The sequence below is a fragment of the Micromonospora sp. DH14 genome, from assembly GCF_029809455.1.
Taxonomy (GTDB): domain Bacteria; phylum Actinomycetota; class Actinomycetes; order Mycobacteriales; family Micromonosporaceae; genus Micromonospora; species Micromonospora parva.
In genome coordinates this window covers 19,187-44,809 of the sequence record NZ_JARVKT010000012.1, presented here as the reverse complement: position 1 = coordinate 44,809, position 25,623 = coordinate 19,187, and the positions used below count along the sequence as shown (strand labels likewise).

The window sequence follows — 25,623 nt, the reverse complement described above, 5'->3', positions numbered from 1 at the left end:
CCGCGGAGCCGGACCTCGATCGAACCGGCCCTGCTCCCTGCTACCCCAACCCTCGACAGCGGCCAACCCGTCGACGGCGGTCGGCGGCCCCCACTGCCACGGCCGCCGCAGCGGTAACGCGGCACGGACGGCGGCACGGCCCGGGACTGCGGGTGAGTCACGAGACCGCCGCCCGCACCACCGGGAAGGCGCAGGACCTCGGGCATGTCCTCAGCTGCGCGCCCCCTGCCCGCGACCGTCATGAGGCGCTTGCCATTCCGCAACGGCACCAGCGATGGCCGGCCGTGCTCGCCGTGTCCGCCCTCATGGCGACGCTGGTCGCCGCGGTGAGCGTGCCGGCGGTTAACGCCCAGGCAGCTTACGACGGCACGTTCTGCCCCAAGCGGCAGTCGGTGGTCCTCAGCGGGGATGGCCACACTCTGCACGCGTGGCTGCAGCGTGACGCGGCCAACACCCTTCTGCACCTCTGCTGGAACAGTGGTGGTGGTCCGGCGGATGAAATCCGCGACTGGGCGGCCACGGCAGAGGACACCGCCGCTCCCGAGCTACGGACCGACGTCGAAGTTCTGGCGCTGACCCCTCATACCGCGATCGGACATGTGGCACTCACTCCCGGCCACACCTGGCGGCTGTCGTTCGCGCTCCACACCGCGTCCGGCGCCCTTCCGACCCTCTCGATGACGGTCCGGATCTGACCGCTCCTCTCATGAGCCGGAACTCCGGCACCGTCTCGAACGACCAACAAGTCAACACCGGCTCGTAGCAACGGACGGTGCGTGACGAAGACCTGGCTGGAGGATCCACCGATGTCCAAGAAGCGCGACCGGACCAAGAGACCGACCACCGCCGGTGGCAGGGCAGGCAATATCGGATCGGACCTCGCCAGGAAGGCCGCCGCCAACAAAGCGGCCAAGTCGATGCGTACCCGACGCGTGAGTACCAACAGCAGGATCACCTTCGGGCTCCTGGCGGTCGTGCTGGTCGGCCTCGCCGGGCTCTTCGTCTACGTCCAGAACAGCAGCGACAAAGCCCAGCAAGCGGCCGGCGACCGGATCGTGAGGGCAGACAGCCACCGGCTCACCGCCGCCGAGAACGGCAAAGTCACCATCGTCGAGTTCCTCGACTTCGAGTGCCCCTCCTGCGGGCAAGCGTTCCCCGGTGTGGAGAAGCTCCGCCAGGAATACGCCGGCAAAATCACCTACGTGGTCCGCAACTTCCCGCTGTCACAGCACGCCAACGCGCAGAACGCCGCCCGCGCCGCCGAGGCCGCCGCGCGACAGGACACGTTCGAGCAGATGTACGTCAAGTTGTTCGAGACCCAGTCCACGTGGGGTGGGCAGCAGCAGGACCAGTCAGCGGTCTTCGAGGGCTACGCCCAGCAGATCGGCCTCGACATGGCAAAGTTCCGGGCCGACCGCGACGACCCGGCCACCGCGACCCGTATCCGCGACGACCAGAGCGACGGCACCGCCGCCGGAGTTCAGAGCACCCCGACGTTCTTCGTCAACGGCCAACGCTTCGACGGCCAGCCCACGTACGTGGGGCTCAAGGCCGCCGTCGACGCGGCCCTCGCCGGATGAGCGGGCAGCGCACGACTGCTCCCGGCCCGACGGCCGTCCCACCGGATCCAACGGTGCCGTTCGCCGCGCGGATCATCGGCTGGGTCCTGGCCGTCGGCGGTGCGATCGGCGCCGCCGCAGCGCTGACCCTGACCATCGAGAAGATTAATGTGCTCACCGATCCGAGCTATCGACCCAGTTGCAGCATCAACCCGATCCTGTCCTGCGGGTCGGTGATGAGCACCCCGCAAGCGGCAGCCTTCGGCTTCCCCAACCCGCTGATCGGCATCGTCGGCTTCAGCGTGGTGACCACCACCGGGGTCGCAGTCCTGGCCGGCGCCCGACTGCCGCGCTGGTTCTGGCTCGGCCTGCAACTCGGCGTGACGTTCGGCCTGGGTTTCGTGCACTGGCTGATCTTCCAAAGCCTCTACCGCATCGGCGCGCTGTGCCCGTACTGCATGGTGGTCTGGGTCGTCACCATCGCCATCTTCTGGTACGTCACCCTGTACAACATCCACCATGAGCAGCCGTTCGCCCCCCGCGCAAGCACACTGCTGCGCTACCACACGGTCGTTCTCACCGCCTGGTACCTCATCATCCTCGTGCTCATCGGCGAGCAGTTCTGGTTCTACTGGCGGACTCTGCTGACCTGAGCGCATCTGCGATCGCTGGTCGGCCCTTCCCGAAGATCGAGACGGCCTGGGAGTCGCACACGAAGCACGTTGGGCGGTGGTGGGTGAGCACGAGACGTCAACTTCGCGCGGAGACCTTCCAGCCCGACGTCCGAGGTGAAACTAGGGCGTCAGCGGTTGCCGCGCGGCGACCGCTGACGCTTCACCGGGTCCAGACCGTGCCCCGCGCCTGGTATTCAAGGGCCTCTTCGACCTGGACGGCGACGTCCGCGTTCAGCTCCCGCGCGACGAGGTGCAGCGCCAGATCCAAGCCGGAGGTGATGCCGGCCGCCGTGACCAGATCACCGTCGTCGACGACGCGCGCGTTCTTGACAACGCCGCCGCGCGCGGCCAATTCCTTCTTCGCAACGGTGTGGGTGGTGCAGGGACGGCCGGTGACCAAGCCCGCCGCGGCGAGAATGATCGCACCGGTGCAGAGCGATGAGATGGTGAGCCCCGGACGTCGGGCCGCCGCGAGCGCCTTCGGAAGCGCCCCGTTGTTAATCTCGGCCCAGATGCCGGGCTCCCCCGGACGGCCGCCACCCGGCACGATGATCAGGTCCGCCTCCTCAGGCCGCCAGCCGCGGTCGACCGTCACACGGGTGCCGAACGCGGCGGTAACGACACGGGGTCTGCCGAGCACCATGTAACCGGTGTCGATCGGTCTGCTGCTGTACCACCCGGCCAGCGAGAACACTTCCTGCGGCGCGATGAAGTCCTGCTCCTCGACACCGTCAAAGAGGACGATGCGTACCCGCAGAGGCCCCTTCGCACCGAGCGGAGTGGCCGCAGCCGCCTGTCCACCGATCAGGGTGCCCACGCTCGCGGCCGCACCGCCCGTCAACACTGTCCGTCGTCTCATCAGCAACCCCTCTGACAACCGTCGATGTCTAAACAGTCGGGGGCGAGGGAGGGAAAGTTCCTGACGTCGTTGCCACCAGGCTGGCCGGGGTGTACCCGGCATGGGCTTCACGAAGGCGCCAGAGGGGTTCTTGACAGTGCTCAGCTCGTCGAGTTGAAGCCATGCCGTACGCCGTGTGCGCCTACCGCAAGCCGATCTGCACCACAGTCATACACCGCCCGCAAACATCTTCGGATCGTGGAGGTTCTACGGCGATGAGGACGACAGCTGCGGAACCGAGCGTGCTTGCGTCGTGGGCTACCAGGCAGCGGAAGTTACGGCCACAGCGGTTCACCCCGTCCGCGGACGGACTGCGGTTCGCGTTCTACGGTCGAATGTCCACTGTCGAATTTCAGGATCGGGCCTCGTCGTGCCGGTGGCAGCGTAACTACGCCGAAGACCTGGTCGCCGATCATGGCCGGATCGTGGTGGAGTTCTTCGACGAGGGCCTCTCCCGTCGGGTGCCCTGGCCGGACCGGCCGCAGGCGGCACGGCTGCTCGACGCGGTGACGGACGCGGCACGCGGATTCGACGCGATCGTCGTCGGCGAGTACGAGCGCGCCTTCCACGGCCAACAGCTTGAACAGTTGACCCCTACCCTCCTTCGGCACGGCGTGCAGCTGTGGCTGCCGGAAACCTACGGGCCGGTGGACTTCGACAACCCGCGGCAGCTGGCGTTGCTGGACCTGCTCGGCGTGCACTCCCAACGGGGGGTGTCCCGAGCCCGGCATCGCACCACCGCGGCCATGCGCGCTCAGGCCGAGATGCAGGGCCGACACCTCGGCGGCCGGCCACCCTACGGCTACCGGCTCGCCGACGCCGGCCCTCATCCGAACCGCGCCCACGCCGCCTGGGGACGGCGCCTGCACCGCTTGGAGCCCGACCCTGCCACCGCACCCCACGTACGGTGGATCTTCGAGCAGCGGCTTGCCGGCCGGAGCGTGGCCAGCATCGCTCGCGCCCTCAACGACAACGGCGTCCTATGCCCGTCCGGCGCCGACCCAGCGCGTAACCCCCACCGCAGCGGCCGCCAGTGGATGCTGACCACTGTCGCGGCGATCCTGGCCAACCCCCGTTACACCGGGCGGCAGGTCTGGAACCGTCAACGCACCGACCGTGATGCCCTCCCTGACGAGGGAACCTTCGATCGACACCACGAGATCCAACGGTGGAGCGCCTCCACTGACTGGGTGATCTCCCGCGAGATCGCGCATACTCCGCTGGTCAGCGAAGAACACTTCGTCGCCGTCCAGGCAATCTATACCGCGCCGACCCCAGTCGATGGCATCCCCCGCTGCTACGTGTTGGCCGGAGTGATCTGCTGCGGCGTGTGCGGCCGGATCATGGACTCCCACTGGGTCCACGGCCGACCCGGCTACCGCTGCCGCCACGGACACACGAGCACCCGCACCAGGACCTCCGCCCAACCGACGATCCTCTACATTCGGGAAGACCACCTGCTCGACCGCATCCGACACGACCGCGGGCTACACCGTCGCCATCCCGCACTGCGCAGCCCCGACCCGGAAAAGCTGGCCGCCTACTTACGCACCAACAACATGATCATTGTGTGTGACCACCACGCGTGGACCATCGAAGCCGAGACCGCGATCTACCCGCTCACCCCGGCGGGGAGCTTCCTCGCCACCACAGCAAAAATCCCCGTCCAACGGGACGGGGATCGCTCGAAACACGAAGAGAAATCACGCTTCGTGGGGAAATAACGTGTCCGAACCCGTTGCCCCACCGCCGTTGACGCTCACCGCAACTCTAAAGCTCACGCAAGTCTAGCTGTGGTGGTGACCTCTTCGGCCGAAGAGGTCACCGTTCAGGAGGCCCTCCTCAGAGGTTCGCCATTGGTATCTGGGTCTCAGCTCGCGGGATCCATACCGACGCCACCGCGACGACAGCAGAGCCATACATCGATGCGGTCTGGCCCCCTGGTGACCAGCGACCGTACGCCCCACCGCTGATCTGTCGCAGCTACCTGCCATGATCACCCGCGACCCGCCGCGTGCGGCGACGGTTCACGACCGATCGCGGCCACGCTGGCCGACTGGCCTGCACTTCCCATGACCAGGAGAGACGCGAATGCGCAAGACCATCATCGCCGTTGGAGCCCTCGGACTGGCCCTACTCACCGCTGGCTGCGGGAACGAGGACACCACCGAGCCGACCACCCCCGCCGCCCCAAGTGCCGCCTCCGTCGAGGTCAAGGCCGACAAGCCGCAGGAGCCGAAGACGGTAGAGGCGGCCAAAGCGCTAGCTCAGAACGAGTACGACACCTACGCGGCCGGCGACTGGAAGGGCGCATGGGACCTCTGGACCAAGGAGGGTAAGGCGGCGATCACCCGCGACGAGTACGCCCGCCTGCACACCGAGTGCAAGACCATCACCGGCCTGACCTTCGAGATCACCGGGGCCCGGCTTGAGGGCGAGGACAAGGCGGTCGTGAACTTCAAGCGGTCGATCGCCGCCGGGATGTCCGAGATCCGGTACGAGGACGGGCAGTGGCGGTACCAGCCGGACGCCGAGTCGATGGCGGACTACGCCAAGGGCGTCGACAAGGTCATTGCCGAGGGGCAGGCCAGCGGGCGGTGCCAGAAGTAGGCGATGCATGCGAGTAGCCGGACGGGCCCGACTCTCTCATCGCGAGGGGGCCGGGCCCCTTCCTGTGGCTGAACGGTAGGCGGATGCAGGAGCACTCCTGCCCTGCTACCGGTCTCGTAGGGTCGCCCGCCTCGCCATCTGCAGTAGGAGCATGGTTGAGAAGACGGTGGCCGCAATCCCGAGGATCCAGGCCGTCACGGGGCCGATCCTCGGCCACGTTCCGATATCGTCACGCCCAAAGACATATCCCAAGGTCCAGCACAGGGCGAGCACACTGGTCGCGACAAAAGTGAGCAGCCGGGGCAGCGTGGAACCGAGAAAGTACGGATCGCGTGACTGCCGCCGTCGAAGCCAGCTCTCCCAGCCGACTCCGCCCGGGATGCTGCCACTGAGCTCCTCCATGATGTAGTGCGCCGCCCGGAGTTTACCGAAGTGTGCAGCAACCAGGCGCCCACACAGCAGGTATGACGTGAACGGCAGAATCAGCAGCAGGCCCTCATCCCTGAGCGAGAGATGGCGAAGCCGAAAATCGTTGCGGAGACGGTGAGCTGTAGCGAGAGAAGCTGCTGCTGCGCCTTGATAAGTTCCTGAATCTCTTGCCGCAAGGCCGAAAACTCGGCAAGCGGGCCATCGTGGCCTTCAACGTCGGTCGGCGTCCTCTGGACACCGACCGGCACAGGTTCCGACCGTCGCATGGCCTCGATAGTACGAACGGACCACCACCCAGCCCTGGGCGAAAGCCGATCCCATAATACATCGACGTAGGACAGCTCTGCGGGAGTCGCGTTCGTAGCATGAGAGCACCCTGTGCACCGCCACGCCGGCACCGTCTCGTGAGCCGTAGCGAAGATGACCGCTTGGGTCAGGTAACGCCTACGGGTCCGCCGAGGAGGTCACCAGCCTGAAGGGCCTGCTCAGGACGGTGCCCGTGGGATCAGTGTCTCGAATAACGGAACTGCGGCGGACTCCAGCAAGTTCGCCGCAACGCTCCACATCGATCTGCCGCACGCCTACAGACATGACCCTAGGCGAACCGAGGCGCCGACCGGTGCCAGCCTTCCCGGAAGCAGAAACGCCTGACCACTTCGACCTTTACTGGGAGGGTCACACCGAGCCGCTTGATCGCATCGCCGCAGGTCAGAACTCTCGTCTCTGTCCGCCGTCGGTGAGCACTTCGGACCCGACACATCCCGCGGAACCCCAGCAGACCTAACCAACGAAACCCTTACGATGCAACGTTTTCCCAACCTCACCCCCTAAATCGACGCCAATCAGTGGATCGAGCGGCCATGGAATGCGCAGCCAGCTGACCACCGACCGCACCCACCGGCCGAACACCGACCCGACCGAGCGCCCTGACGTTCCGTAGCGCGCGGCTCGCGGCGGATGAGTAAGTCGCCAGACACAATCTATAAGATTTTTCAGGTACTTCACTGTATTTCTGACTCGGACGGGCCTCAGCCACCGGCTGGCTTGACAGATCGGTCCTTTGGAAATCGCTGATCTGCAGGAACGTCATCATCAGCGATACGCCGATTGACGGAAGGCAGGTGCAGTTCCTCGATCCACACCACGTAGCGGTGCCAACCGACCCCTGCTTGAAACCTTGCCAACCGGAGTTCCGCTAGGCCATGTGGTTGGCCGAGATCCCGCTGTGCCCGGCCTCGGAACCAGACGTCCGAAATGCCCATGGGAAGGACAAGGTCATCGACGTGTTCAGTTATTCCGTCGTCATATGAATCCGACAGCCGGTAAAAATAGTGACCGCCGTCCTTGTGTGAGCGCGCAAAAAGAAAGAGATGCCGTTCATCGGCCGATTGAGCCACAAGTTTCTCGATGTTTTCACGGGCCCAATCCTCCGCAAGCATCTCGGCACACACCTCCGTGAGCTCGTTCCAGCGCAAGGGGACCGATCCGCTCTCGAACTGTGGCCGCCCTTTCTTCTTGGCTCGAGCCCATCTACCCATCAGCTCTGCGGCGGGGGGCGAGGTGACCTCCACGATGCCCGTACGTTGCTGACTACCGGGGTAAATCCAAGATCCGTCAGGCTTCTTGTCGCCAGCACCAGCATCCGCCAGGCTGATGTCGACCCCGAGTACCTGCTCGAGCGCCAGGAAGGCAATCTCTTCTTCACGGCTTGCCTTCGCGCCGGCCACATTGCTCATGGCTCAGAGAGTAGCCCGACGTATCCTGCGGAGTTCGATGCGGGCCGCAGGGCGAAGTCAGCGACCTCGACATACACCAACAACGGTTCGGTGAGGATCGAGCGAGGCGCTAATCCACTGATTCGGGGCAATTAGAGGCACTCTCGGCTTCGCCGCAACCCTCACAGGCTGCTCGCCGGCACCATCCGCTCTGAATACCTATACCAATGGCTGCATGCTCCACACACCTACAATCTGGCAGGGCGCAGGGCGTGGCGATCACGGACAGCCAGACGCGCATTTTCAGCTGCAGAAGAGGGCGCATCGAGTCGTCCGGGATTGCTGTTGTCCGGCGGGCATGTAGAAGATTGGTCAATGCCTCTGGGTAGGACTTCGGAGGTCCTGCGGCGGGAACAACCGCCAAGCTGCCCGCTACCGTCTCCGTGAAGCTGGCATGCAGGCACTTCAATGGCCGATAGCACGGGCGCTGACCTCAATGCCCCGCGGCCATCGATCAGTTTGACCAGCTGAGGAATCTGGGCGCGGGGTCCTGACGGTCGGTACCGTACACTTTCTGGTGTGACAACCGAGGTAACGCTACGGGATTGGCGGTTCGGCTCCATCCAGGCCGAACGCCTCTGCGCAGGTCTCCTGCAAATCAGCGGATACTCGGACATTGATCCCCAGGCGACTCTGGGCGGTCCCGACGGCAAGAAGGACATTCTTGCCCGCCGCGGAGGACGCCTTTTCGTCGCGGCCGTGTACTTTCCGTCGACCCAGCCAGCATTCAGTGTGATCCGAGGAAAATTCATTCAAGATCGGAAAGGTGTGGCGTCAAACCAGGCGTCGGGTCTAGTCTTTTTCATCAATCAGCATCTAACTGTCGGCCAGCGCGCCGCGCTCCAGGCGGTTGGCGGCCCGGCTGATGAATTTTTCCATTTGGAGCGGATGCGCCATCTCCTTGACTCGCCAATTGGATATGGATTGAGGCTTGAGTACCTGCGTCGGCCCATGTCACCGGAAGAGCAGGCTGCATTTTTCAGCGCCGAACGGCAGGATGCAATCTATCAGCTTCTGCGAAACACGGAGGAAGCTAATCGCCCGTGGGACGAAGGCCGAAGCGCGATATCACAGCTGAGCATCTCGATGCTTCTGGTGATCCACCGAGCGATGTTTTCTTCAGGTCCACAGGACGTAATCGGTGGTCAGCTTCGTGGGATACAGACGGCAATTATGGGATCACAGCGAGAGTCAATATTCGTGCCTCCACCACCGCAGGAGGTTCCAGCTCGGCTGGCGGATCTACTTTCGTGGTGGCGGAGCGCCTATGTGAGCGCCACCAGAACAAATCTCGACACCATCCTCTACTCTCTTGCACGGCTACACTACGGGCTGGTTGCTATCGCGCCGTTTCTCGACGGAAACGGTCGGCTCGCGCGTCTAGTTGTCGATCAAGCCGCGCGGGAGTTGCTAAGTGCGAGCGTCGCACCTGACCTAGTTAGCGATCGTGTCGCCTACTATGCAGCACTACAATCGGCCGACAACAAGAATCTCAGCAGTCTGGTCGCGTTGATGCGGGCTGCACTTGAACGCCAACGGTGATCCGTGGCAATGTCACCGCCTGTCCCGGGGGCCCGGGTTCGCTATATGTCCTTAGCTTGTGCACACCTGACCGGGTGATCGCGGGATCGAGCCGACGCCTGCGCCGGATATCTACGGAGAGTGACGGGAGTTCCTGCCTTCCGGCGCGCGTCGCCCGAGCGTCGCCCATGGGCGGAAGAGGCGCAGTGCGTATTGCGGTTCCGGCCACGCAGGCTAACAACGCAACACAACCCGGCCAGCGGAGATCCGGCGGCTGCGGCGGTCGGAGGGCATGGCGATTCAGGCCATCGCACGGCGGTTGAGGATGTCTCGCAACACCGTGAAGAAGGCCCTGGCCAGTGATGAGCCGCCGCGGTATCAGCGGGCGGCGAAGAGTTCAATCGTGGATGCGGACCCGTGTCCCGCCAGGCGGCCTCGCCCCCACGGCAAGCCGATCGTCCCGTACCGTCATCCCGCTTCGTCCTCGACCCGGGCGTCCAGCCGCTCATAGTCCGGGCATAGCCTCGGTCGGTCTCATCGGCCCGGGCCGGGCGTACCTCGCGTACGCCCGGCCGCAGGCCACATTCGCCCGGATCTTGGCTGCAGCGACTCGGGTGGTGAGCCCTCACTGCTCGGCGCCCATAGGGTCTCACCCCAAGATCTTGCGTAGGGCCCAGCTGACGAGGCCGCTGGCGATCACCTTCAGTGCGGGACAGGCAGCCCGCCAGAGTCGGTCCCACATCGCGTCATGCTGCTGCGACCCGTGGTTCGACTCGTCCACCCTGCTCATGCGCATCACTCCTACCGGTTGGGGTCTCGGCCGGCTCGTCCTGCGGTCAGAACGGCACGTCCGCGTCGACCTCCATTTCAATTGAGGAGGGGGTGCGGTCTGTATTGGTCGGTGTCACACCTGAGAGCTGCTCGATCGGCGTGGTGCCTCCGCCTGACGGCCAGTAACCGGGCGGGTGATGGTCGAAGGCGCGGTGCCAGGCCTCATCCATCGAGTCCTGCAGTGCCCGGGAGCAGGCCTTCTGAGCCGCGTGGGTCAGCATCTGCACCACCTCCGCCGGGGGTTTCGCGAGCACCTCATCAGCCACCGACCGTCCCGGCCACACCCACGTCGCTCGAGTAGGTGTGAACTCGATGCCAAGCTGCTTGGCCAAGCGGCCGAACTTGTGGGCGCTGCACCTCACCAGCTCCAGCGCATCCCGGTGATGCCGTAGATGCTCTGGAAGATTGGCGATGATCTCAGAGATGTCGTGCAGAGTCGCGGCGCGCGCCTCAGCCATGCTGTTCTGGCGCTCGGTCGAGTCGATCAGGTCCAGTTCATACGCCCGGTCGGCGGGAAGGCGAAGCCGGAACTGCGGTGCGAGAGGGTCGTCCTCGTCAGCGTGCTCACCGCTCCAGTCCACCAGGATGGCCTCAACGAAGCTGCTGACCTGATCCGGGCGCAGTCCTCTGGCGTTGGCGAGGAGCGGCTCGATGCCGGGGACCGGCGTCCATCCAGGCGGCTTGAGACTAGAGGCCAGAGGCCACATCACCGTCTTGTGCCCGACAGGAAAGGCAAGCAGACGCCCCTCTGCCGCCCAGGCCGTATACGACGGCAGCTCCTTGGCCGAGGCGGGCATCGCAACGGCCTGCCACCCGGGAGGGACACGGACCAGCCATCCAGGCGGACGTATCCGCCGCGTAGCCGGGTCGAGCGCAGTGAGGGCGACGAGCCAGTCCTCGAAGTCCTGCATCTCCACCCTGCGCTCGGCCCGCCACACCGCGGATCCGCCTCGACCGGACCAGTCGTAGGAGCCGACCCCTCTAAGGAACCGGTCATGGTCGACACCGCCGCCGCGCAGGTCCCCGCGATATTCATCCCACGCGGTCCGCTGCTCGTAGAGCAGTTGCTCATTGTCGTCAGCCAGCGGGCCGCTCAGCATGTCGCGCGCGATGTTCACCGCCACATGAAATCGGACTGTTGAATGCCAGGCGACCTGCTCATCGAGCGCCTCGTCCACCAACAACAACCTGCGCTGTGCCTTAGCCGCGTCGGCGTCCAGCTCCACTTCAAGGTTCCCCACATGTGACCGCGCTTCTTCTGCAGCCACATGTACGGCAATCTCAGGCGCTGTGCTGGTCACTGCCACCGCCAACTTCCACAGCCCGAGCGCTGCCCTCTGCCGGAGCAGCGGACGCAAGCCGTCCAAGAAGTCGTCGGAGAACTGCTCCTGCATGGCGATGGCCGTCATGACGGCGTCAGTCAAGGCCCGAGCCTGATAGTCGTGGTGTCCCCGGAACGACTGCCCCGGCAGCCGCAGCGACATCGAACGGGATCGGTTGACCACCTCCGGCAGCACCCGCAGCCGCAACCTACGGGGTTCCGGCCATCCGCTAGCCGGATCGCCTGACCACCGAGGCCGTAGCGAGGGGTAACGAAGCGCCGTGGAGATATGGGTAAGCCGATCCTCCGCCTCCCGAGCCTCCTGCGCCTCGATGTACTCATCCAGCAACCGGCGGACAGCTTGGTCTCGCGAGACGCCCCACCTTGCCACGACAGTTTCGAGAGCCTCAAAGGCGCACGGGGGCAGCCGCACGTTCGTCTCAACGAAGCCGGGCACCTCGCCAGTATCGCGCGTCTCCGACGTTCAAGACGACGTGGCCGGGCCGTGGCTGGGCATGGACTGCAAGGACAACGTCATGCCGTTGATGGCCCGCACAAACATCCGGATCCTCGTCGAGGAGCTACGCCGAGCCGGCGCCACAACCGAGCCGCATAGGCGCGCCCTCGAACGACCTGCTGGACTGGTTCCCCGCCAACCAGTAAGTCCCCTCGCCATCCCGAAGCTTCCCGACCCGCTGCCCCAGGCGTCCACCAACCGGCCCAACGAGACGGCCGCAGCCGTCTCCGGCTGGTGCAACCCGGAGTCCCTTCGATGCCCCTGCCGGACGAAGGACGCTCGTCACCACCCGCCCGGATTGCGGCCAGGCTCCCGGGAGATGCCCGAGCCGGTGTTTGGGTAGCGGCCGATCCGTTCGTTGTGCACGTGGGCGAAGAAGTAGCACATCGTCTCGCATTCCGCGTCCATCACCGCCATCGCCGGGTCAGCGCGGACCGCGTTGTAGAACTCCTGGCCTGCCGCAACGATGAACCCGCGGCAGGCCAGGAAGCCGTCATCCGAGCCGTCGGTGTGCTCATGGACCTCTTGCCGGTCGAGGTCATACAGCTTCCGCTCGACCACCCGATCCATTACCGTCAGCTCCGCACTCGACAGGTCGACGCACAGCCACCGCAGCTGTGCCAGAAACCGATCCATCCAGGCATCGAGGGCATAGAGCCCATTGGTGTCATCGCTGCTGCTGGATCACGCCCGACCAGCTCCTGCCGAAGGCGAGCCGGCTCGGGCCCGCACATCGCCCACGCCGACTCGACCAACCTCCAGAACCGGGCCTCCTCATCTGCGGTCGACACCCGGCCCACACCATCCATCATCACGACAGGAAGGTATCGGCACCTACCGACATGGGGATCCCGTGATCGAACCACCGCACGGCGGCCAGCAGAAGGGGAGCGAGCCGGTTCCGCAGTCCGACCGCATCTTCATCTTGACCGGCTGAAGGAACCCGAACCCGAGACCTTCTGATCCGCAGCTCCGCCTTCTTCGGCCCCACCGCGTTCGTGCAGGTCTATGCCCTGCGAACACGCTGGCTGCGTGCGCATACAGCGATGACTGCAGCGCCTCGTAAAGATCCGTCTCAGTGCAGCCGGCGATCTTCACGAGCCAGGGCGTCGGGTTACGTTACAAGTGGCTGGGCACGACTCCGGTGCGACCGCCGAGGGCAGCGCCGATGTCTTGAACAACCCGCTCAGCGGCGCCACTCACCGCGGAGAGGCTCGCGTGTAGCACCCACCTGCTTGTCCAAAGTTGATGGCGCCAGGACGCCTGAAGCGAGCAACAAGAAGCTGGTTCGAGGCGTGTCTCGGCGCAGAGGGACCAGAAATCTCGAAGAATGCCTATTTCAGCTCCTCAGCTGATGGCTGAGCGGCCTCATTGGGATGGTTGAGAGCTGATACTGACGGCCGTGGGACGTATACCCCCGTGACAAAAGCCGCGACAACGGCGGACAGGCTCGTCCCGGCGAGCAAGCCGGCAACCCAGGGCTGGCCGAGCGCGGCCAGCGCGACTACTGCGGACAAGACGAGCGTCAGTGCGGCAAGCCCATATCGTTGGCCTTGGAGGAGCAGTCTTCGGTGACTCTCGACAGCCAAGCGGGCGTCCCACTCTCGTAGGGCTGCGTCCACGCTTGGCGCTATACCGCTACTTGCCGCTGACTGTTCGGGTCCAGCCGGCGTGGTGGACGACGGGTTCGTCATCAGTTGCGCTCCTCACCGGTGTAGAACTCCTCGGGCTGTCGCTGCACGGGAATTGGGCTTTCATCGCGTTGGCGAGGGATCGTCGGCAGGTCCTGGTGTCGTAGAGCTTCCTCAAGCTGAGCGCGCATGTCATCGACGACCCGACGCATCTGTTGATTTCTTTCCTGCATGCCCCGCACGGCAGCCTCTAGAGCCGCTACGGCTCCGGGGAAGTCGGTGTCGGCAGGAGCTAGGGGCGTTCCGGACCCTTGAGCCACTCGACCCGGCCGGGCAACGGCAGGGGTAGATCTTTCTAGGTACCGACCAGTGACATCAAAGACGCTGAGGAAGCCGAGCAATCGTGGGCTACTAAACGTCCACTTGAGCCGTTTGGCGAGGTGCACGCATGTCTCCCTCCGTGAACCGTGATCCCACACGACCAAAATCACGAGCTGTTGTCTAGCGACCGTTCGGACAACCACTCAGGTCACATCCTCTATGCGTTCATTTGCCGCTGACAAGGCGCGGCATCGAGAGCGCGGTCGGTCAGGGATCGGGCGGTGGGAGCAGGTCGCGAGGCTAGCGGTCGCTTGCCGGTTGCCGGCGTCAGCCGACGCGCTCTGGTCAGCACCCACGATCCGTTGCCGAAAACCTGCAGGACCGTTCATCTCAACCTGCCGGCAGCGCCCCGGTCACAAGCCCGGGTTCGGGGGAGCGGGCTAGGAGAAAGCGCTGTTCAGCGCCGTTCAGCGCATCGGTCTGCTCCCAACCCGCTCCCCCAAACTCCGCATGAGACCGCTGGCGGCTGACGGGCGAACACGGTCTCCCGTCACGCAGGCCGGTTCCGTGAAGGCGTCAGCCCCTCAGCCGCGGCGGCGACGGCGACGGCGACGGCGACGGCGACGGCGACGGCGACGGCGACGGACGGATGGTCGCGTCGCGGCGCATTGGCGAGGTGCAGACTGGCCCAACGGCCTGCTTGCCGAGTTGAAGGCGCGTGGCGCCGCCGGAGTGGGCGGCGCCGCGCACGACTCAGTGCCCGCCGAGGATCTGCTCGATGACCCAGCTCGCGATCGCGCGGGCCGTTCCAGCCGCAAGGCCGCGGACTGCGGCGAGCAGCAGCTGGCACCTGGTGCTCGGGGTGTTGCCGGTATTGCTGGGCATGGGTGTCTCCCGTAGTCGGAGGAACAGGGAGCAAGCCGGCCGGCTGGCGTCTTCTGTTCTCCTCTTCGGGAGGTTTTCCGGTTGGGTTCTCTCGGCTACGGTTCACGTATGCGCAGGCCAGGCATGGCGATATCCGGTCCGGTCCGGATCCGATCCGGAGCCGGCGCTGATGTTCAGGAACCGGGCGCGTGAAGATCGTCAGGGAGGCGCCAGCGGAGGTGGTCCGGTTCGCCGCGGAACTGCAAGCCCTGTACGACGGTGCCCGGCTCCCGGGACGCCAGATGCTGATCAGAGCGGCGGACGAGCAAGGGATCACGCTCAACGAGAAGACGCTGAGCGACTGGTTCCGCGGCAGGTCGGTGCCCCGCAGTGAGCGTGCCATCAAGTTTCTAATCGAGTACCTGCAGCCGATCGCTGAGCGCAGGGCTCAGCGCCCGCAACGCCTGTGGCCCTGGTGGCGGGAATTGCTTCAGGCCGCCCGGGCGGCAAATCGACCGCAGGAGGCGGGACGGCCGCGGAGCCAGGTACTGGACAGGCCCGTCCGGCCGGCTGGCGCTGCGCTCTGGCCACTGGTGCGTGACCGCGAAGCCGTGGAGATGGGCGTCCACCCGGCCGCGTTCCTGCCGCCGTCGACGTCGCCGCTGACGCTGTGGATGCATGGCCGGCGCGAGCCGCAGGTGCCTCCGACCTATGTCACGCGGGAGCACGACGACGCATTGCTGGGCACCTTGCGCGCGGCGGTGCAGCGGGAGTCGGGTGCGGTCCTCGTGGTGGGGCGGTCGTGCACCGGTAAGTCACGCTCGGCGTGGGAGGCGGTGTCGCGAGAACTAGGCGACTGGTTTCTTGTGGATCTGCGCGACCGACGCCAGGTCCAGCGACTGAGCGACGGGGACGATCCGACTGGAGACTGCGTCCTGTGGCTGGATAATCTGGACCTCACGGACAACCCTCCTCAGCTCGCGGAGATCGCCCTCGCGGCGCTCCACCAGCGCGGAGCGGTCGGACGGCGGGTCGTTGTTGTCACCATGTGGCATCAGCCGGAGACCGAGTCGCCCCGGCAGCTCCGGGAACTCGCCAGAAGGGCTGGCGCTGTGGTGCACGTCAGTGAGGATTGGACCGGGGCGGAACTAGATGAAGCTGCCCGTCTCGCCGCCGCGGACCGGGTGCTGGCCGCCGCGCTCCAGCAGACCGGCTTCAGCCCGTCGCAGATACTCGCGGGCGCCAAGTGGGCGCTCGGGCTGTGGCGTAACGCGCATGAGCGGCAGACGAGTGCGGTGCTGACCGCCGCGATCGATTTGGCTCGGCTTGGCATCGGCGTGCCGGGCGGCGCGCCGCTGGTGCGTGACCTGCTAAAGAGTTGTTCGGCGTGCTATCTCACACGGCCGCCGAGCATCGACGACTGGTTCGAGCCAGCGTTACGGAAGGCGACAACTCCGCTGGAAGACGCCGTGTGGGCGCTGGCGCCGCCGCTGCCCCGCGCTACCGGGTACCGGCTGTTCGATCCACTGCTGGATTACGCCCGCCTCCAGCGGCACTACGAGCCGCTCCCTGCAGGGGTGTGGACCGCGCTGGCAGAGGCCGACTTCGGCCGGGAAGAATTCAGCCGACTGGCGCAAGAGGCCCGCGATAGGCTCCTTTTCCCGCAGGCGTCGGCTTTCGCGCAGCGGGCGAAACAGGCTGAGTCCCGGCTGTCTATGCCGCCACGCCGACCGCCCCGGGTTCTGCCGCCGCCTCCTCGAACACCTCCGTCGCCGCCAACCCCGACGCTGAAGGTCGGCCTCATCAGCCCGTCCCGGAACCGCGCCGACGCCCTACTCGAAGCCGACGACCTTGAGGGACTGCTGCACCACGCGATCAACTCCAACGACACCTACGTCCGGCGGCGGCTGGCCATGCTCTACGAACGGCGGGGCGATCGACGGGCCCTGCGAGAGTTGGCGACGTTCAGCCGGCGGGGTGCCCGGCACTGGGCGGCAATGCTGGCCCGCGAAGAAGACCCTGCCGAGCTGCTACGAGCGGTGGTGTGCGGCGACGGCTTCGCCCTCCGGGCATTGCGAGACTGGCCGGTCACCGGCCTCGACGACACGCAGCGCGAAACCATCCTGCGCTTCGGCTTGACCCCGGAAGGCCGCCCGATACGCAGCGTAGGTAGACCGCAGTCGAGCTGACCGCGCCGGCCAACCACTCGCCGAGAGCCCCGATCCCGCGGAACATCTTGCCCTCGTCGAACGGATGCCGCGCGAGGTCAGCGCGGCGGGGCCGTAGCGCGACCACCGGGGTCCAGCGAGAATCTAGAACCGGCCTTACTCAACGTACGGCGGATACATGGTGGTTTTCGGTCGCCGGATCTGTGACGCCGTCTGACGGTTCCAGTGTCGAGGGTGGCTCCAACGGACAAGGGGTCAAGCCCTTCAACTAACCAACCACCACCGCGGCGGGGAACTAGCTGGCCGCTAGCGGGCACATTCCTGGCCGCCGATGGAAAGGGTGAGCGCCGGCCTGTTGAGCGGAGGTGTCGGTGCTGACGCCTTCGGGTGCGCCGAAGAGGTCTCCAGCTTGAAGGGCCTGGTCACGGCGCCGCCCATGGGATCGGCGTCTCAAATGACGGAACCGTGACGGACTTCAGCAGGCTCGCCCGCGATGCTTCACATCGATCCACACCAGACCTACAGGCGTGGCGTTAGGCGAACCGAGACGCCGGCCGGCGACGGCCACCCTGGAGCAACACGCCTGACCACTGCGACCTCTACTGGGAGGTCACGCCGCACTGCTCGACCTTCATCGCCGGGTGTCATCGGAAGGGCTCAACATCAGCCCACTCCCAGTTCGCCCCAGCGTTCTCCTCCTCGAAAACCACCCTAAGCAACCTATCGACGTCTGCACCGACCGGGACGTCCACTGCGATGTGGCGGTCGCCGCTCCACTCAAAGAGCAAGCCCGCGTCGCGAGTGGCAGTCTCAATCCTCTGACGCCCAGTCTCCAAATGCCCTTGGTCCGGGGCTAGAAGGACTCTCAGCACCCTCGCCCCGGAGGGCTGAGCAATTTCGACCACAAGAGAACCATCTGGCGTCGCCCGGACCACATCTCGAAGTGCCAAACCGTAGATACGAAACGGGATGCAGCAGAGCTCAAAGAGCCCATCTTCCCGTTGGCGGAGCCACACCTGCTCAAACAGGCCTGGGAATCCAAATCGCTCTAGATCCACCCTGGAGATGTAATTGCTCTCACTCCTGAGAACAGGCGCCTCGTGGGTAACGAATTTCATGACAGTTCTCCCTCCGGCACTCCGTTAGCGGAATCACTATCTGCACCATGGTCTACAACCGTCAACGGACTTGCCCCCTCAGAGAGCCACCAAAAGGCGGGAACCCGGCCAGCATGAGCGGTTAGCCTCAGCTCGCCAGGTCCACGTCGTTAATTCTAACCGCCCACTAGCGCATCCCAGACGGCCACCAGGGCGGCGGCCACGGGCCGGTGTAGTTTGCTGGAGGGTTAACGGGGGCAACCCGTGCCCCCTTGGAGCTGTTGCAAGCCGTGCAGGCTGGGGTCGTGTTCGCGTCGGTTAGATCGCCGCCCCTGCTGCGTGGCTGGACATGATCGATCGATGTCGCCGAGTTCGTTCGGCAGTATGAACACAGCGGCGCAGTGCTTCCCGGTGCGGCGTTTACGCCGACATCATAGTCCCGAAGCATCCGAGGCGGGATTCGCTGGTTCGCGCCCGGGCCGCCGCTCGAGCCGGCGGGGATGTCATAAATTGCTTCACCGTTGGGTCCGCATCCGATCGGCGTATTGGTGTTGTGCACAAGTACCGGAATGTTGCCGGCGAGCACGTAGTACGTGTGAATACCGCTTACAGTCAGGTTGTAGGCCAATGCGGAACGAGTCGACGCGGGGCGTACACCACCAACGGCTCGAATGGGACCATCAGGGCTTAACACCAGGTCGCCTCGGTCAAGCTGGTCGGCCCGTTGCCATTGCCGGTCGGAGTGGTTCCAGAAGGGGTGGTCTCCGGTAGTGGTGAGAACCGATCCGCCTATTTCAAGGTCGATCAGTTCGTCGGGGTGCACCCAGACATGCTCGACCACCCGTGGCCCGTGTTCGCCGCTTTCCGGGTCGGCAGCGAGGATTTCGTCGCCGGCGTCGATCTCGTCCAGCCGTTTGGTAGTGCCATCGGCCATCAGCACCTGGGTGTCTCCGCTGAAGCTCTTGCAACCGCCCGCAGCAGGGGGCTTCCCACCGCCTGCGGGCCCAGCTCCGCGTCCCGCGCTTCCCACAGCGCCGAGTGCTCCAGCTCCACCTGGAATGAGGTCGTCGCTAGGCAAGGTCGCGGCAAGGAAGTCGATGTACGGGTTGTAGAGGTCTTCAATCCACTGTTGGCACCCTCCAGGGCGGCCCATCTCGTGACAGATGTTCATGGCGAGGGCGCGTTCGTCGTTGGCCTGCAATTCAGCGTTGGAGAAGAACTCGCGTCCGAACCATTCGCCGCGCTGTTCGTTCCAGCGACGGGTGAATTCCTCCAGCGGTACGGTCTCGGGCACGCGGATGGTGCGAGCGAGGATCCGGACGTCGTTTCGCTTGGTGGGCGCGCTTCCAGTGCTGCCGTTGCTCGCACCCCATGCTTCGTTCTCGGGGGTGCCGCAGCCTCCGGGACAGCCGGTGGTCGGGCTGTAGCCGTAGCAGTCGAATTCGGCGCAGTCTGCCGGGATCAGTCCGCTGGGGTCGCTGGAGGTGACTGGTGAGTTGTTGGCGTAGGCGTAACCGTTCCACTGTTGTGGATCTGCCAGGTCCTGCAGGGGGTCGAGTGAGACGAAGCGGCCGATGGTGGGGTCGTAGTTGCGTGCGCCGACCTGGGTCAGGCCGGTGTTGGTGTTGAGTGGTTGGTTGAGGAAGCCGCGGTTGTCTGGGGCGGTTACGGTGGCTCCGCGTGGGTTGCCGTAGGGGGTGTACTGGCGCCAGGTCGGGACTTGGGCGGTGTTGTTGAGGTAGAGGCTCGGTGTGCCCTGGTGGTCGGGGAGCATGTAGCTGTAGTTGGTGCCGGTGCCTGTGCGGATGGCGGTGGCGCCGTTGGGTAGCGGGTAGTACCGCACGCCGGTGAGGGTCTGCGTGGTGGTGTTGAGGGTGATCTGCTGGTTTGGCAGGTACAGGGTGGTTTTCCCCGGATCCTTTTGGATCATCAGGTTGCCGTCGGCGCCGTACAGGAACGAGCTGGTGCCGCCGGTGCCGCCGGTGACGGCGGTCAGCTCCCCGGTGTTGTCCCAGGTGAGTGTCTGGCTACCCTGGCCCGCGCTGCGCGTGACCATGTTGCCTGATTGGTCGTAGCTGTAGGCGGTAGTGCCAGTCAGGCCGCCGGTGGTGGTGGTGCTGGTCAGTGTGTGGGGCTGCTTCTTCCCGTTGCCGTTGTAGGCGTAATCGGTAGTGGTGTCGGTGCCGCCGCTGGTGGAGTACTGCTTCTGGGTCTTGCGGTTGCCCAGCGAGTCCAGGTTCCACTCGGTCCAGTAGGCGCTGGTGGATCCGATTCCACTGCCGATCATCGAGCGGTTACCGGTGCTCGGCTTGGTCGCGCAGCCGTCTTTAGCTGTCCAGGCGGACGTCATTCGGCGCAGCGAGTCGTACGAGTAGCACTGGGTTTCAGCGGCTGCGGTGGGATCGGAGCGGGTCTCGACCTGCTTGATGATGTTGCCGAACAGGTCGTACTCGTAGTTGCGCTGGCCGACGTCCTTGGTGGTGGTCGTCGTCTTGGTGATCTTCTGTTGCTTCAGTCGACTGGTGTGCTCGTCGTAGACGTTGAGGAGCGTCGCCTGGCTGTTGCTCGCGTTGATCCCGCCACCGGTGACCCGGCCCCAGGCGTCGTAGTAGGTCGAATTGCCGTAGGCCCCCAGGAGGCTGCCGACCGTGTTGGGCAACTCCAAGGCGCTGGTGTAGCCGTAGGTGACCGTCTCCGACGGCAGGCCGCCCTTGGCCTCGTAGGTGTTGCTGTACGGCTTGCCGGTTACGGCGAGGTACTTGTGGCCGAAGTTGTAGGTGTTGGCGAGCAGCACTCCGTCGGCGGCGGGGATCGTGATCGCCTCCCCGGTGGAAGCGCCGAATGCGGTGAATCCCTTGTACTGCGTGACGTAGGCGGCGCCCTGGCGGTAGGCGGTGACCGTGGTCAGCTTGCCGACGGGGTTCTCCATGTTCAGGACCGCGGAGTTGTCGTTGTCGTACACCCATGACGCGAGCCGGTTTGCTGATGTCTGGGCGGAGGCGGCGGCTGCGTAGCTACCGGTCTTCCGGTTGATCTTGTCGTAGGTGTACGAGACGGTCTTGAGACGGGCGTCGGTGGATTCGGTGACGTTGCCGGCCGCGTCGTACTTGGTGCTGCTGGTTCCGGCGTCCGGATCTGTTTTGCTGGTCACCCGGCCGAGCAGGTCGAATTGGCTGCTCCACGGGTTGTTGTCGGCGTCGGTGAGGCTCGACTGGTTGCCGTGCTCGTCGTAGCCGTAGCTGGTGGCGACGGTGGTTCCGCCGGTGAGGTAGTAGGTGCCGGTGACGGCGTTCGCGGGGCGGTTCAGGGTTGGCGCCGACGTGTACTGGAGGACCTTCTCGGTGCGGCCCATCGGGTCGGTGATGGTGGCGGTGGTGGTGCCGCCGGCCGGTGGGATGACTGTGGTGCGGTCGCCGTTGTAGACGGTCCTGGTGGAGGAGACGACCTGGTTGTCGCGGGCGCTTTCGGTCAGGGTGATTCGACCGGCTCCGTCGTAGGTGTTGAAGGTCTGGTTGTAGACCGTCTTTTTCAGGTCGGTGGCGGAGACCGGGGTGGTGCCGGGGTTGTTGGCGGCGTCCCACCAGCCGTTGTAGGTGGCGCGGACCCAGCCTCGGCTGTCGTAGAAGTTGTCGGTGATGAGGCGGCCGGTGGTCGGGCTGGTGGTCTGCGTCTGGCGGACCCGCAGCTGGGCGTCGTAGATGACCGTGGACGTGGCATAGCCGCCGATGTTGTTCAACGTCTCGGTCGTCGTCGCGGTCGGTCCGGTCTTTTGCACGGTGTAGGTGTAGCGGTGGTGGGGCGGGTTGCTGGTGGCACGGCCTGCCGCCCATACCGCCTTGATGCGACCGAGCGCGTCGAATTGCCGACGGGTCGACACCAGGTTCGCGTCGGTGGCGACGGTGGTCAGGTTCCGCATCGGCGTGACGGTCGTGGAGGAGGTGTGGCCTTCGGCGTTGGTGGTGGAGATGCCGGTGGTGAGGCCGACGGTGTTGTCCGTGTAGGTGGTGGTGGTCTTATTGCCGTTCGCGTCGTAGAACGCGGTGCTCCGGCCGTAGGAGTCGAATTCGGCGCGGTCGGTGGTCTGGTAGACGTAGGCGCCGGAGACGTAGTCCGACGCCTTGCGCACCATGGTCACGTTGCCCGCGGTCGGTGCGGTGGTCTGCGGGAAAGCCGTGGCGAAGCTCGGGTCGTCGTAGTAGGTCCGCAGGTGCGAGACGACCTGCGCCGGCCGGTTGACGGCGGCCGGAGCGGTGAGGGTGTTGATGCTGCCGGGCTGGGAGGCGGGTGATCCCTGGGTGAAGCCGCCGCAGGCCACCGACACGGTCTCGACCTGACTGATCAGCCCGGTGATGTTCTTGGCTGCGTTGGCGGGCGCGTACTCGGTGGTGGTGCACCGGTCGTAGGCCGGGTTGGTCGGCACGGTGTGGTCGTAGGAGTGCCTGAGTAGCCCGAAGGTCGGCGAGTCGACGGACGTGTCGTAGGCCTTGTCGGTTTGGCTGTAGCGCCACGTGGTGGCGCCGGTGGTGGTGACTGCCTGGCGGGTCCAGGTCTGGATCGGCGCCATCTTGTTGGCCGTCAGCGCGGAAAGGCCTGCGCGGGACCGCGTCGCGCTCGCCTCGGACACCCAGTAGGAGGTGACTGCGGATGTCTCTACCGGGCCTCCGTCGCCACGGTAGGTGGTGGTCTCGAGCTCGCGGCCGGCGAGTTGGTCGACGTCCTCGTGGGCTCCTCCGGCGGAGTCGGTGACGTTGACGACGGTGCTGTTGTTGTTCTTTGACATGCCGCGGTAGTAGGTGGACGTCGTCAGCGTGTACGGATCGTTGACCCCATCACCGTTGCGGGTCTCGACCCTGCCGTAGCCGCGGAATTGGCCGTAGGTGCGGTACTTGGCCTTGACCACTTCATTGTCGTCATAGCGCCACGCCGCGCCGTTGAGGTACTTGTAATTCGTCGACGTGATCCGGGCTCCACCGGTTGGGTCGGTGGCCGTGACACGGGTGACGGCGTACTTGTGGAACCAGTCCCGCAGCGGGTCGGTGAGTCCTTCGGGGGTCCAGTACACGGGGTAGCAGGACTTGGTGTTCGAGGCCGGACTGACGCTGACGGGCGCGGTGCAGGGTTCCGGTAGCTCGTAGCTGGCGGTGATGACCGAGCCGGTTTCGGTGGTCACGGTCTCGACGCGCTGCCGGAAGAATGAGGGTAGGCCACCTGTGGTGTCGACCCGGTTGGGGAGTTTGACACTGGTGAACGACACCGAGGGCAGGCTGATCGGGGTGGTCGATCCGCCGGAGGTGAGGTCGTGGCCGGTGCGGGTGATGGAACTCAGCCAGAGGGTCGGGGCGGTGACGTCGAGGGTGGGCGGGATCGTGTGGGCCAGCGCGTATGAGTCAACCGGCAGATATTTGCTGGTGGCGGTGTCGTACTGCTGGGTCTGGATGGAGGTGAGGCGAACGGTGGAGAAGAAGGAGGGGCTCCAGGACTTGCAGTCGGTTCCCTCATTGCAGATCAGGTCGAACGGTACGTCGGGCCAGTTGGCCTTGTTGGCGGCGTTCAAGGGCTGGCAGGTACCTGAGAGGCAGCGGTCACCGGTGGTGAAGACAACCTGGTTCGGCACGGTGCCGAAGGCGTTGTTGTCAGTGAAGCCGTAGTCGATGCGGGTGAGCCAGCTGTCACGGATGTAGGGGACGTCGGTGGTGCCCTCGTTGCGGCCGTAGTAGTTGGTGGCCTGCTTGTAGTAGTAGGCCATGGCGTTGCCGTGGACGTCCTTGACGTAGTCAAGGTTCCATCGGTAGGCCATGGTGCACACTGAGGAGGCGAAGCCGGCGGAGTTGTAGCAGGGGTCGCCGTCGTGCGGCGAGTAGACCGGTACGTAGTCCACCGACTTGGTTTCCGGTTTGTTGGCGACCCAACCGGGCAGCCGGTTGCGGCCGAACTCGTATGTCGTGCCGTCGGGCTCCGTGATCCGCCAGTAGTCGGTGTTGTACGTGCCGCTGCCGTTGTTCGAGTTGGTCACCTGGGTGACGACCGAGCCGTTGTCGTTTCGCAGCTTCCAGGTCTTCTTGCCGGCATCCCAGATCATTGACGTCGACGAGCCGTTCAGCGACAGCGTCAGGATGGGTCCGGTGTAGCAGCGATCGAAGGTTTCCTTTGGCGAGGCGCTGCCACCCGGCTCGTCTTCGCAGGAGACGAAGGTCTGCTCGACGTAGTTGCGGGGGGTTGACCAGCCGTCGCCCACCCAGGACGCCTGAGCGCTGGTGGCGGAGGTCTGCCCGTCGACGGCACTCGAGTCGTACGACAGGGCCAATTGCGGTGCGAGCTTCGAGCGGCTCGGCGGGACCGTCAACGGGTAGGAGTAGCTGAAGGACCCGGTGCTGCCGCCGGCGTTCCATGAACCTGACGGCTTCAGATCCGTTGCCGCGTAGGTGCCGCCGGCACCACCCTCGTCGCCAGCGCCGGCCACCGCCGCCAGAACAAAGGGGGCAGAGCTCGCCGAGCCGGCCTGCGCCGACGCGGAACTGACCGGGATTTCTGCCGAAACCGTCTTCGCCGCTGCGTCGTTGGTCGCGGCCAACGGCTCGACGGTGCGGCACTGTGCCAGCTTCGGGGTCGTCAGTGCACAGGCAGGCAGTCGGACCAGCTTGAGCCGGAGGCCGTAGTTGCCGCCGTAGGCCTCAGCGAAGTCGTCGTAGTCGATGCCGACCCGTACCGATGCGTCCTTGACCGCCGTCGAGGCTGGCGTCGCCGAGGATGCGACGCTGACCAGTACGCCGTCGATGCCAGCGGATTCGGTCAGCGCGCGGTCGAGCACTCGTACGTCGACGTGCGTCGGGCCGTCGTAGGCGGCGCCTGGCTTGGTTACCGGCTGCACCCAGACCGGGGTGCCCTCGGCGTGGGTCTTGACCGGGGCCGAGGTACGGGCGCTGGGGGTGAGCAGGTCGACCTGGGCGGCGGCCGCTTTCGGCCAGGTGGTGCGCGTGGGCCGGTAGTTGTTCTTCGCCGCGTCGCGTGGGGTCACGAACGTGCTGGGCAGGGGCTTGACACCCTTGACCGACCTGCCCGGTGACGGCACCGGTGGCCGGGCGGGACCGTCCGGGCTCGCAGTCGCCGGCGTCCCCGTCAGCGTTCCTGCGGCGACCGCCGCCACTGAGAAAAGCGCGACCAGACGCCTGCGCTGTGTCAGCAGCCGTGATCCACCGTGCCTGACCATGCGAACCCCAGCCTGAGTGATGACCGACAAAAACCACGCAGGGTGTCAGGTCGCACACCCCCGTGGCGCGAACAATGTTTCACGTCCCGAGGCAGCGCAGGTCACGGGACCATAACGAAAGATCGTCTGGGGTTGGTCAGACCTGCCGAAGAGTCCCCTAAAGGGACACCCCGGTCCGACGCACGGCGTTCCCGCATGCC

15 protein-coding genes and 1 pseudogene are annotated in these 25,623 nt (G+C 65.5%); 8 read left to right on the top strand and 8 right to left on the bottom strand.

Translation table 11 applies throughout. The annotated features are described in order from the left end of the window. Positions 1 to 152: 152 nt before the first annotated feature. From QCZ28_RS17475 to QCZ28_RS17465, 3 genes are all read left to right on the top strand, one after another. Entirely contained in the window at positions 153 to 695 is a 543-nt protein-coding gene (locus QCZ28_RS17475) for a hypothetical protein (RefSeq protein ID WP_279517630.1), read from the top strand. Positions 696 to 806: 111 nt separating this feature from the next. Then, entirely contained in the window at positions 807 to 1,580 is a 774-nt protein-coding gene (locus QCZ28_RS17470; RefSeq protein WP_279517629.1) for a thioredoxin domain-containing protein, read from the top strand. Positions 1,581 to 1,633: 53 nt separating this feature from the next. Beyond that, positions 1,634 to 2,212 carry a vitamin K epoxide reductase family protein gene (locus QCZ28_RS17465; RefSeq protein WP_279517628.1) on the top strand — a complete coding sequence of 193 codons (579 nt, stop codon included), beginning with the start codon at positions 1,634 to 1,636 and terminating at the stop codon, positions 2,210 to 2,212. 181 nt (positions 2,213 to 2,393) lie between these two features. On the opposite strand, the gene QCZ28_RS17460 is transcribed toward QCZ28_RS17465, so the two are convergent. Continuing rightward, positions 2,394 to 3,050 (bottom strand): DJ-1/PfpI family protein, encoded by a 657-nt coding sequence (locus QCZ28_RS17460; protein WP_279517627.1) that lies wholly within the window; start codon positions 3,048 to 3,050, stop codon positions 2,394 to 2,396. A gap of 203 nt (positions 3,051 to 3,253) precedes the next feature. Here QCZ28_RS17460 and QCZ28_RS17455 point away from each other — a divergent pair, with 203 nt between their 5' ends. Both QCZ28_RS17455 and QCZ28_RS17450 read left to right on the top strand, forming a co-directional pair. Next, the gene (locus QCZ28_RS17455) at positions 3,254 to 4,855 is read left to right on the top strand and encodes a recombinase family protein (protein ID WP_347815112.1); all 1,602 of its coding nucleotides are present in this window, start codon (positions 3,254 to 3,256) and stop codon (positions 4,853 to 4,855) included. A 367-nt stretch (positions 4,856 to 5,222) separates the two neighbouring features. Then, positions 5,223 to 5,741 (top strand): hypothetical protein, encoded by a 519-nt coding sequence (locus QCZ28_RS17450; RefSeq protein ID WP_279517626.1) that lies wholly within the window; start codon positions 5,223 to 5,225, stop codon positions 5,739 to 5,741. A 482-nt stretch (positions 5,742 to 6,223) separates the two neighbouring features. Here QCZ28_RS17450 and QCZ28_RS17445 read toward each other — a convergent pair whose 3' ends face one another. Further along, complete coding sequence (locus tag QCZ28_RS17445; RefSeq protein ID WP_279517625.1) at positions 6,224 to 6,436, bottom strand: hypothetical protein; 213 nt, start codon at positions 6,434 to 6,436, stop codon at positions 6,224 to 6,226. A 762-nt stretch (positions 6,437 to 7,198) separates the two neighbouring features. Further along, entirely contained in the window at positions 7,199 to 7,906 is a 708-nt protein-coding gene (locus QCZ28_RS17440; protein WP_279517624.1) for a hypothetical protein, read from the bottom strand. A gap of 558 nt (positions 7,907 to 8,464) precedes the next feature. On the opposite strand from QCZ28_RS17440, the gene QCZ28_RS17435 reads away from it, so the two are divergent. After that, positions 8,465 to 9,487, top strand: coding sequence for a Fic family protein (locus tag QCZ28_RS17435; protein ID WP_279517623.1), 1,023 nt, complete (start codon positions 8,465 to 8,467; stop codon positions 9,485 to 9,487). Positions 9,488 to 9,731: 244 nt separating this feature from the next. Further along, positions 9,732 to 9,854, top strand: a pseudogene (locus QCZ28_RS34520) (helix-turn-helix domain-containing protein); the annotation flags it as partial. Between the two features lie 448 nt (positions 9,855 to 10,302). Here the strand turns inward: QCZ28_RS34520 and QCZ28_RS17430 are convergent. From QCZ28_RS17430 to QCZ28_RS17420, 3 genes are all read right to left on the bottom strand, one after another. Then, complete coding sequence (locus QCZ28_RS17430; protein WP_279517622.1) at positions 10,303 to 11,814, bottom strand: hypothetical protein; 1,512 nt, start codon at positions 11,812 to 11,814, stop codon at positions 10,303 to 10,305. A 603-nt stretch (positions 11,815 to 12,417) separates the two neighbouring features. Next, the gene (locus QCZ28_RS17425; RefSeq protein WP_279517621.1) at positions 12,418 to 12,705 is read right to left on the bottom strand and encodes a hypothetical protein; all 288 of its coding nucleotides are present in this window, start codon (positions 12,703 to 12,705) and stop codon (positions 12,418 to 12,420) included. A 2,135-nt stretch (positions 12,706 to 14,840) separates the two neighbouring features. After that, the gene (locus QCZ28_RS17420) at positions 14,841 to 14,972 is read right to left on the bottom strand and encodes a hypothetical protein (protein WP_279517620.1); all 132 of its coding nucleotides are present in this window, start codon (positions 14,970 to 14,972) and stop codon (positions 14,841 to 14,843) included. A gap of 188 nt (positions 14,973 to 15,160) precedes the next feature. On the opposite strand from QCZ28_RS17420, the gene QCZ28_RS17415 reads away from it, so the two are divergent. Next, positions 15,161 to 17,140 (top strand): hypothetical protein, encoded by a 1,980-nt coding sequence (locus QCZ28_RS17415; RefSeq protein WP_279517619.1) that lies wholly within the window; start codon positions 15,161 to 15,163, stop codon positions 17,138 to 17,140. Between the two features lie 623 nt (positions 17,141 to 17,763). Here QCZ28_RS17415 and QCZ28_RS17410 read toward each other — a convergent pair. Next, the gene (locus QCZ28_RS17410; RefSeq protein ID WP_279517618.1) at positions 17,764 to 18,237 is read right to left on the bottom strand and encodes a DUF4265 domain-containing protein; all 474 of its coding nucleotides are present in this window, start codon (positions 18,235 to 18,237) and stop codon (positions 17,764 to 17,766) included. Positions 18,238 to 18,403: 166 nt separating this feature from the next. After that, positions 18,404 to 25,423: an RHS repeat-associated core domain-containing protein gene (locus QCZ28_RS17405; RefSeq protein WP_279517617.1), complete on the bottom strand. Its 7,020-nt coding sequence runs from the start codon at positions 25,421 to 25,423 to the stop codon at positions 18,404 to 18,406. Positions 25,424 to 25,623: the final 200 nt, after the last annotated feature.

What these genes read in the sequence shown, in the direction of transcription:
- QCZ28_RS17470 (WP_279517629.1), top strand. Translation starts at nt 807, where the DNA reads ATGTCCAAGAAGCGCGACCGGACCAAGAGACCGACCACCGCCGGTGGC.
- QCZ28_RS17455 (WP_347815112.1), top strand. Translation starts at nt 3,254, where the DNA reads ATGCCGTACGCCGTGTGCGCCTACCGCAAGCCGATCTGCACCACAGTC.
- QCZ28_RS17450 (WP_279517626.1), top strand. Translation starts at nt 5,223, where the DNA reads ATGCGCAAGACCATCATCGCCGTTGGAGCCCTCGGACTGGCCCTACTC.
- QCZ28_RS17445 (WP_279517625.1), bottom strand. Translation starts at nt 6,436, where the DNA reads ATGCGACGGTCGGAACCTGTGCCGGTCGGTGTCCAGAGGACGCCGACC.
- QCZ28_RS17440 (WP_279517624.1), bottom strand. Translation starts at nt 7,906, where the DNA reads ATGAGCAATGTGGCCGGCGCGAAGGCAAGCCGTGAAGAAGAGATTGCC.
- QCZ28_RS17425 (WP_279517621.1), bottom strand. Translation starts at nt 12,705, where the DNA reads ATGGATCGGGTGGTCGAGCGGAAGCTGTATGACCTCGACCGGCAAGAG.
- QCZ28_RS17420 (WP_279517620.1), bottom strand. Translation starts at nt 14,972, where the DNA reads ATGCCCAGCAATACCGGCAACACCCCGAGCACCAGGTGCCAGCTGCTG.
- QCZ28_RS17410 (WP_279517618.1), bottom strand. Translation starts at nt 18,237, where the DNA reads ATGAAATTCGTTACCCACGAGGCGCCTGTTCTCAGGAGTGAGAGCAAT.
- QCZ28_RS17405 (WP_279517617.1), bottom strand. Translation starts at nt 25,423, where the DNA reads ATGGTCAGGCACGGTGGATCACGGCTGCTGACACAGCGCAGGCGTCTG.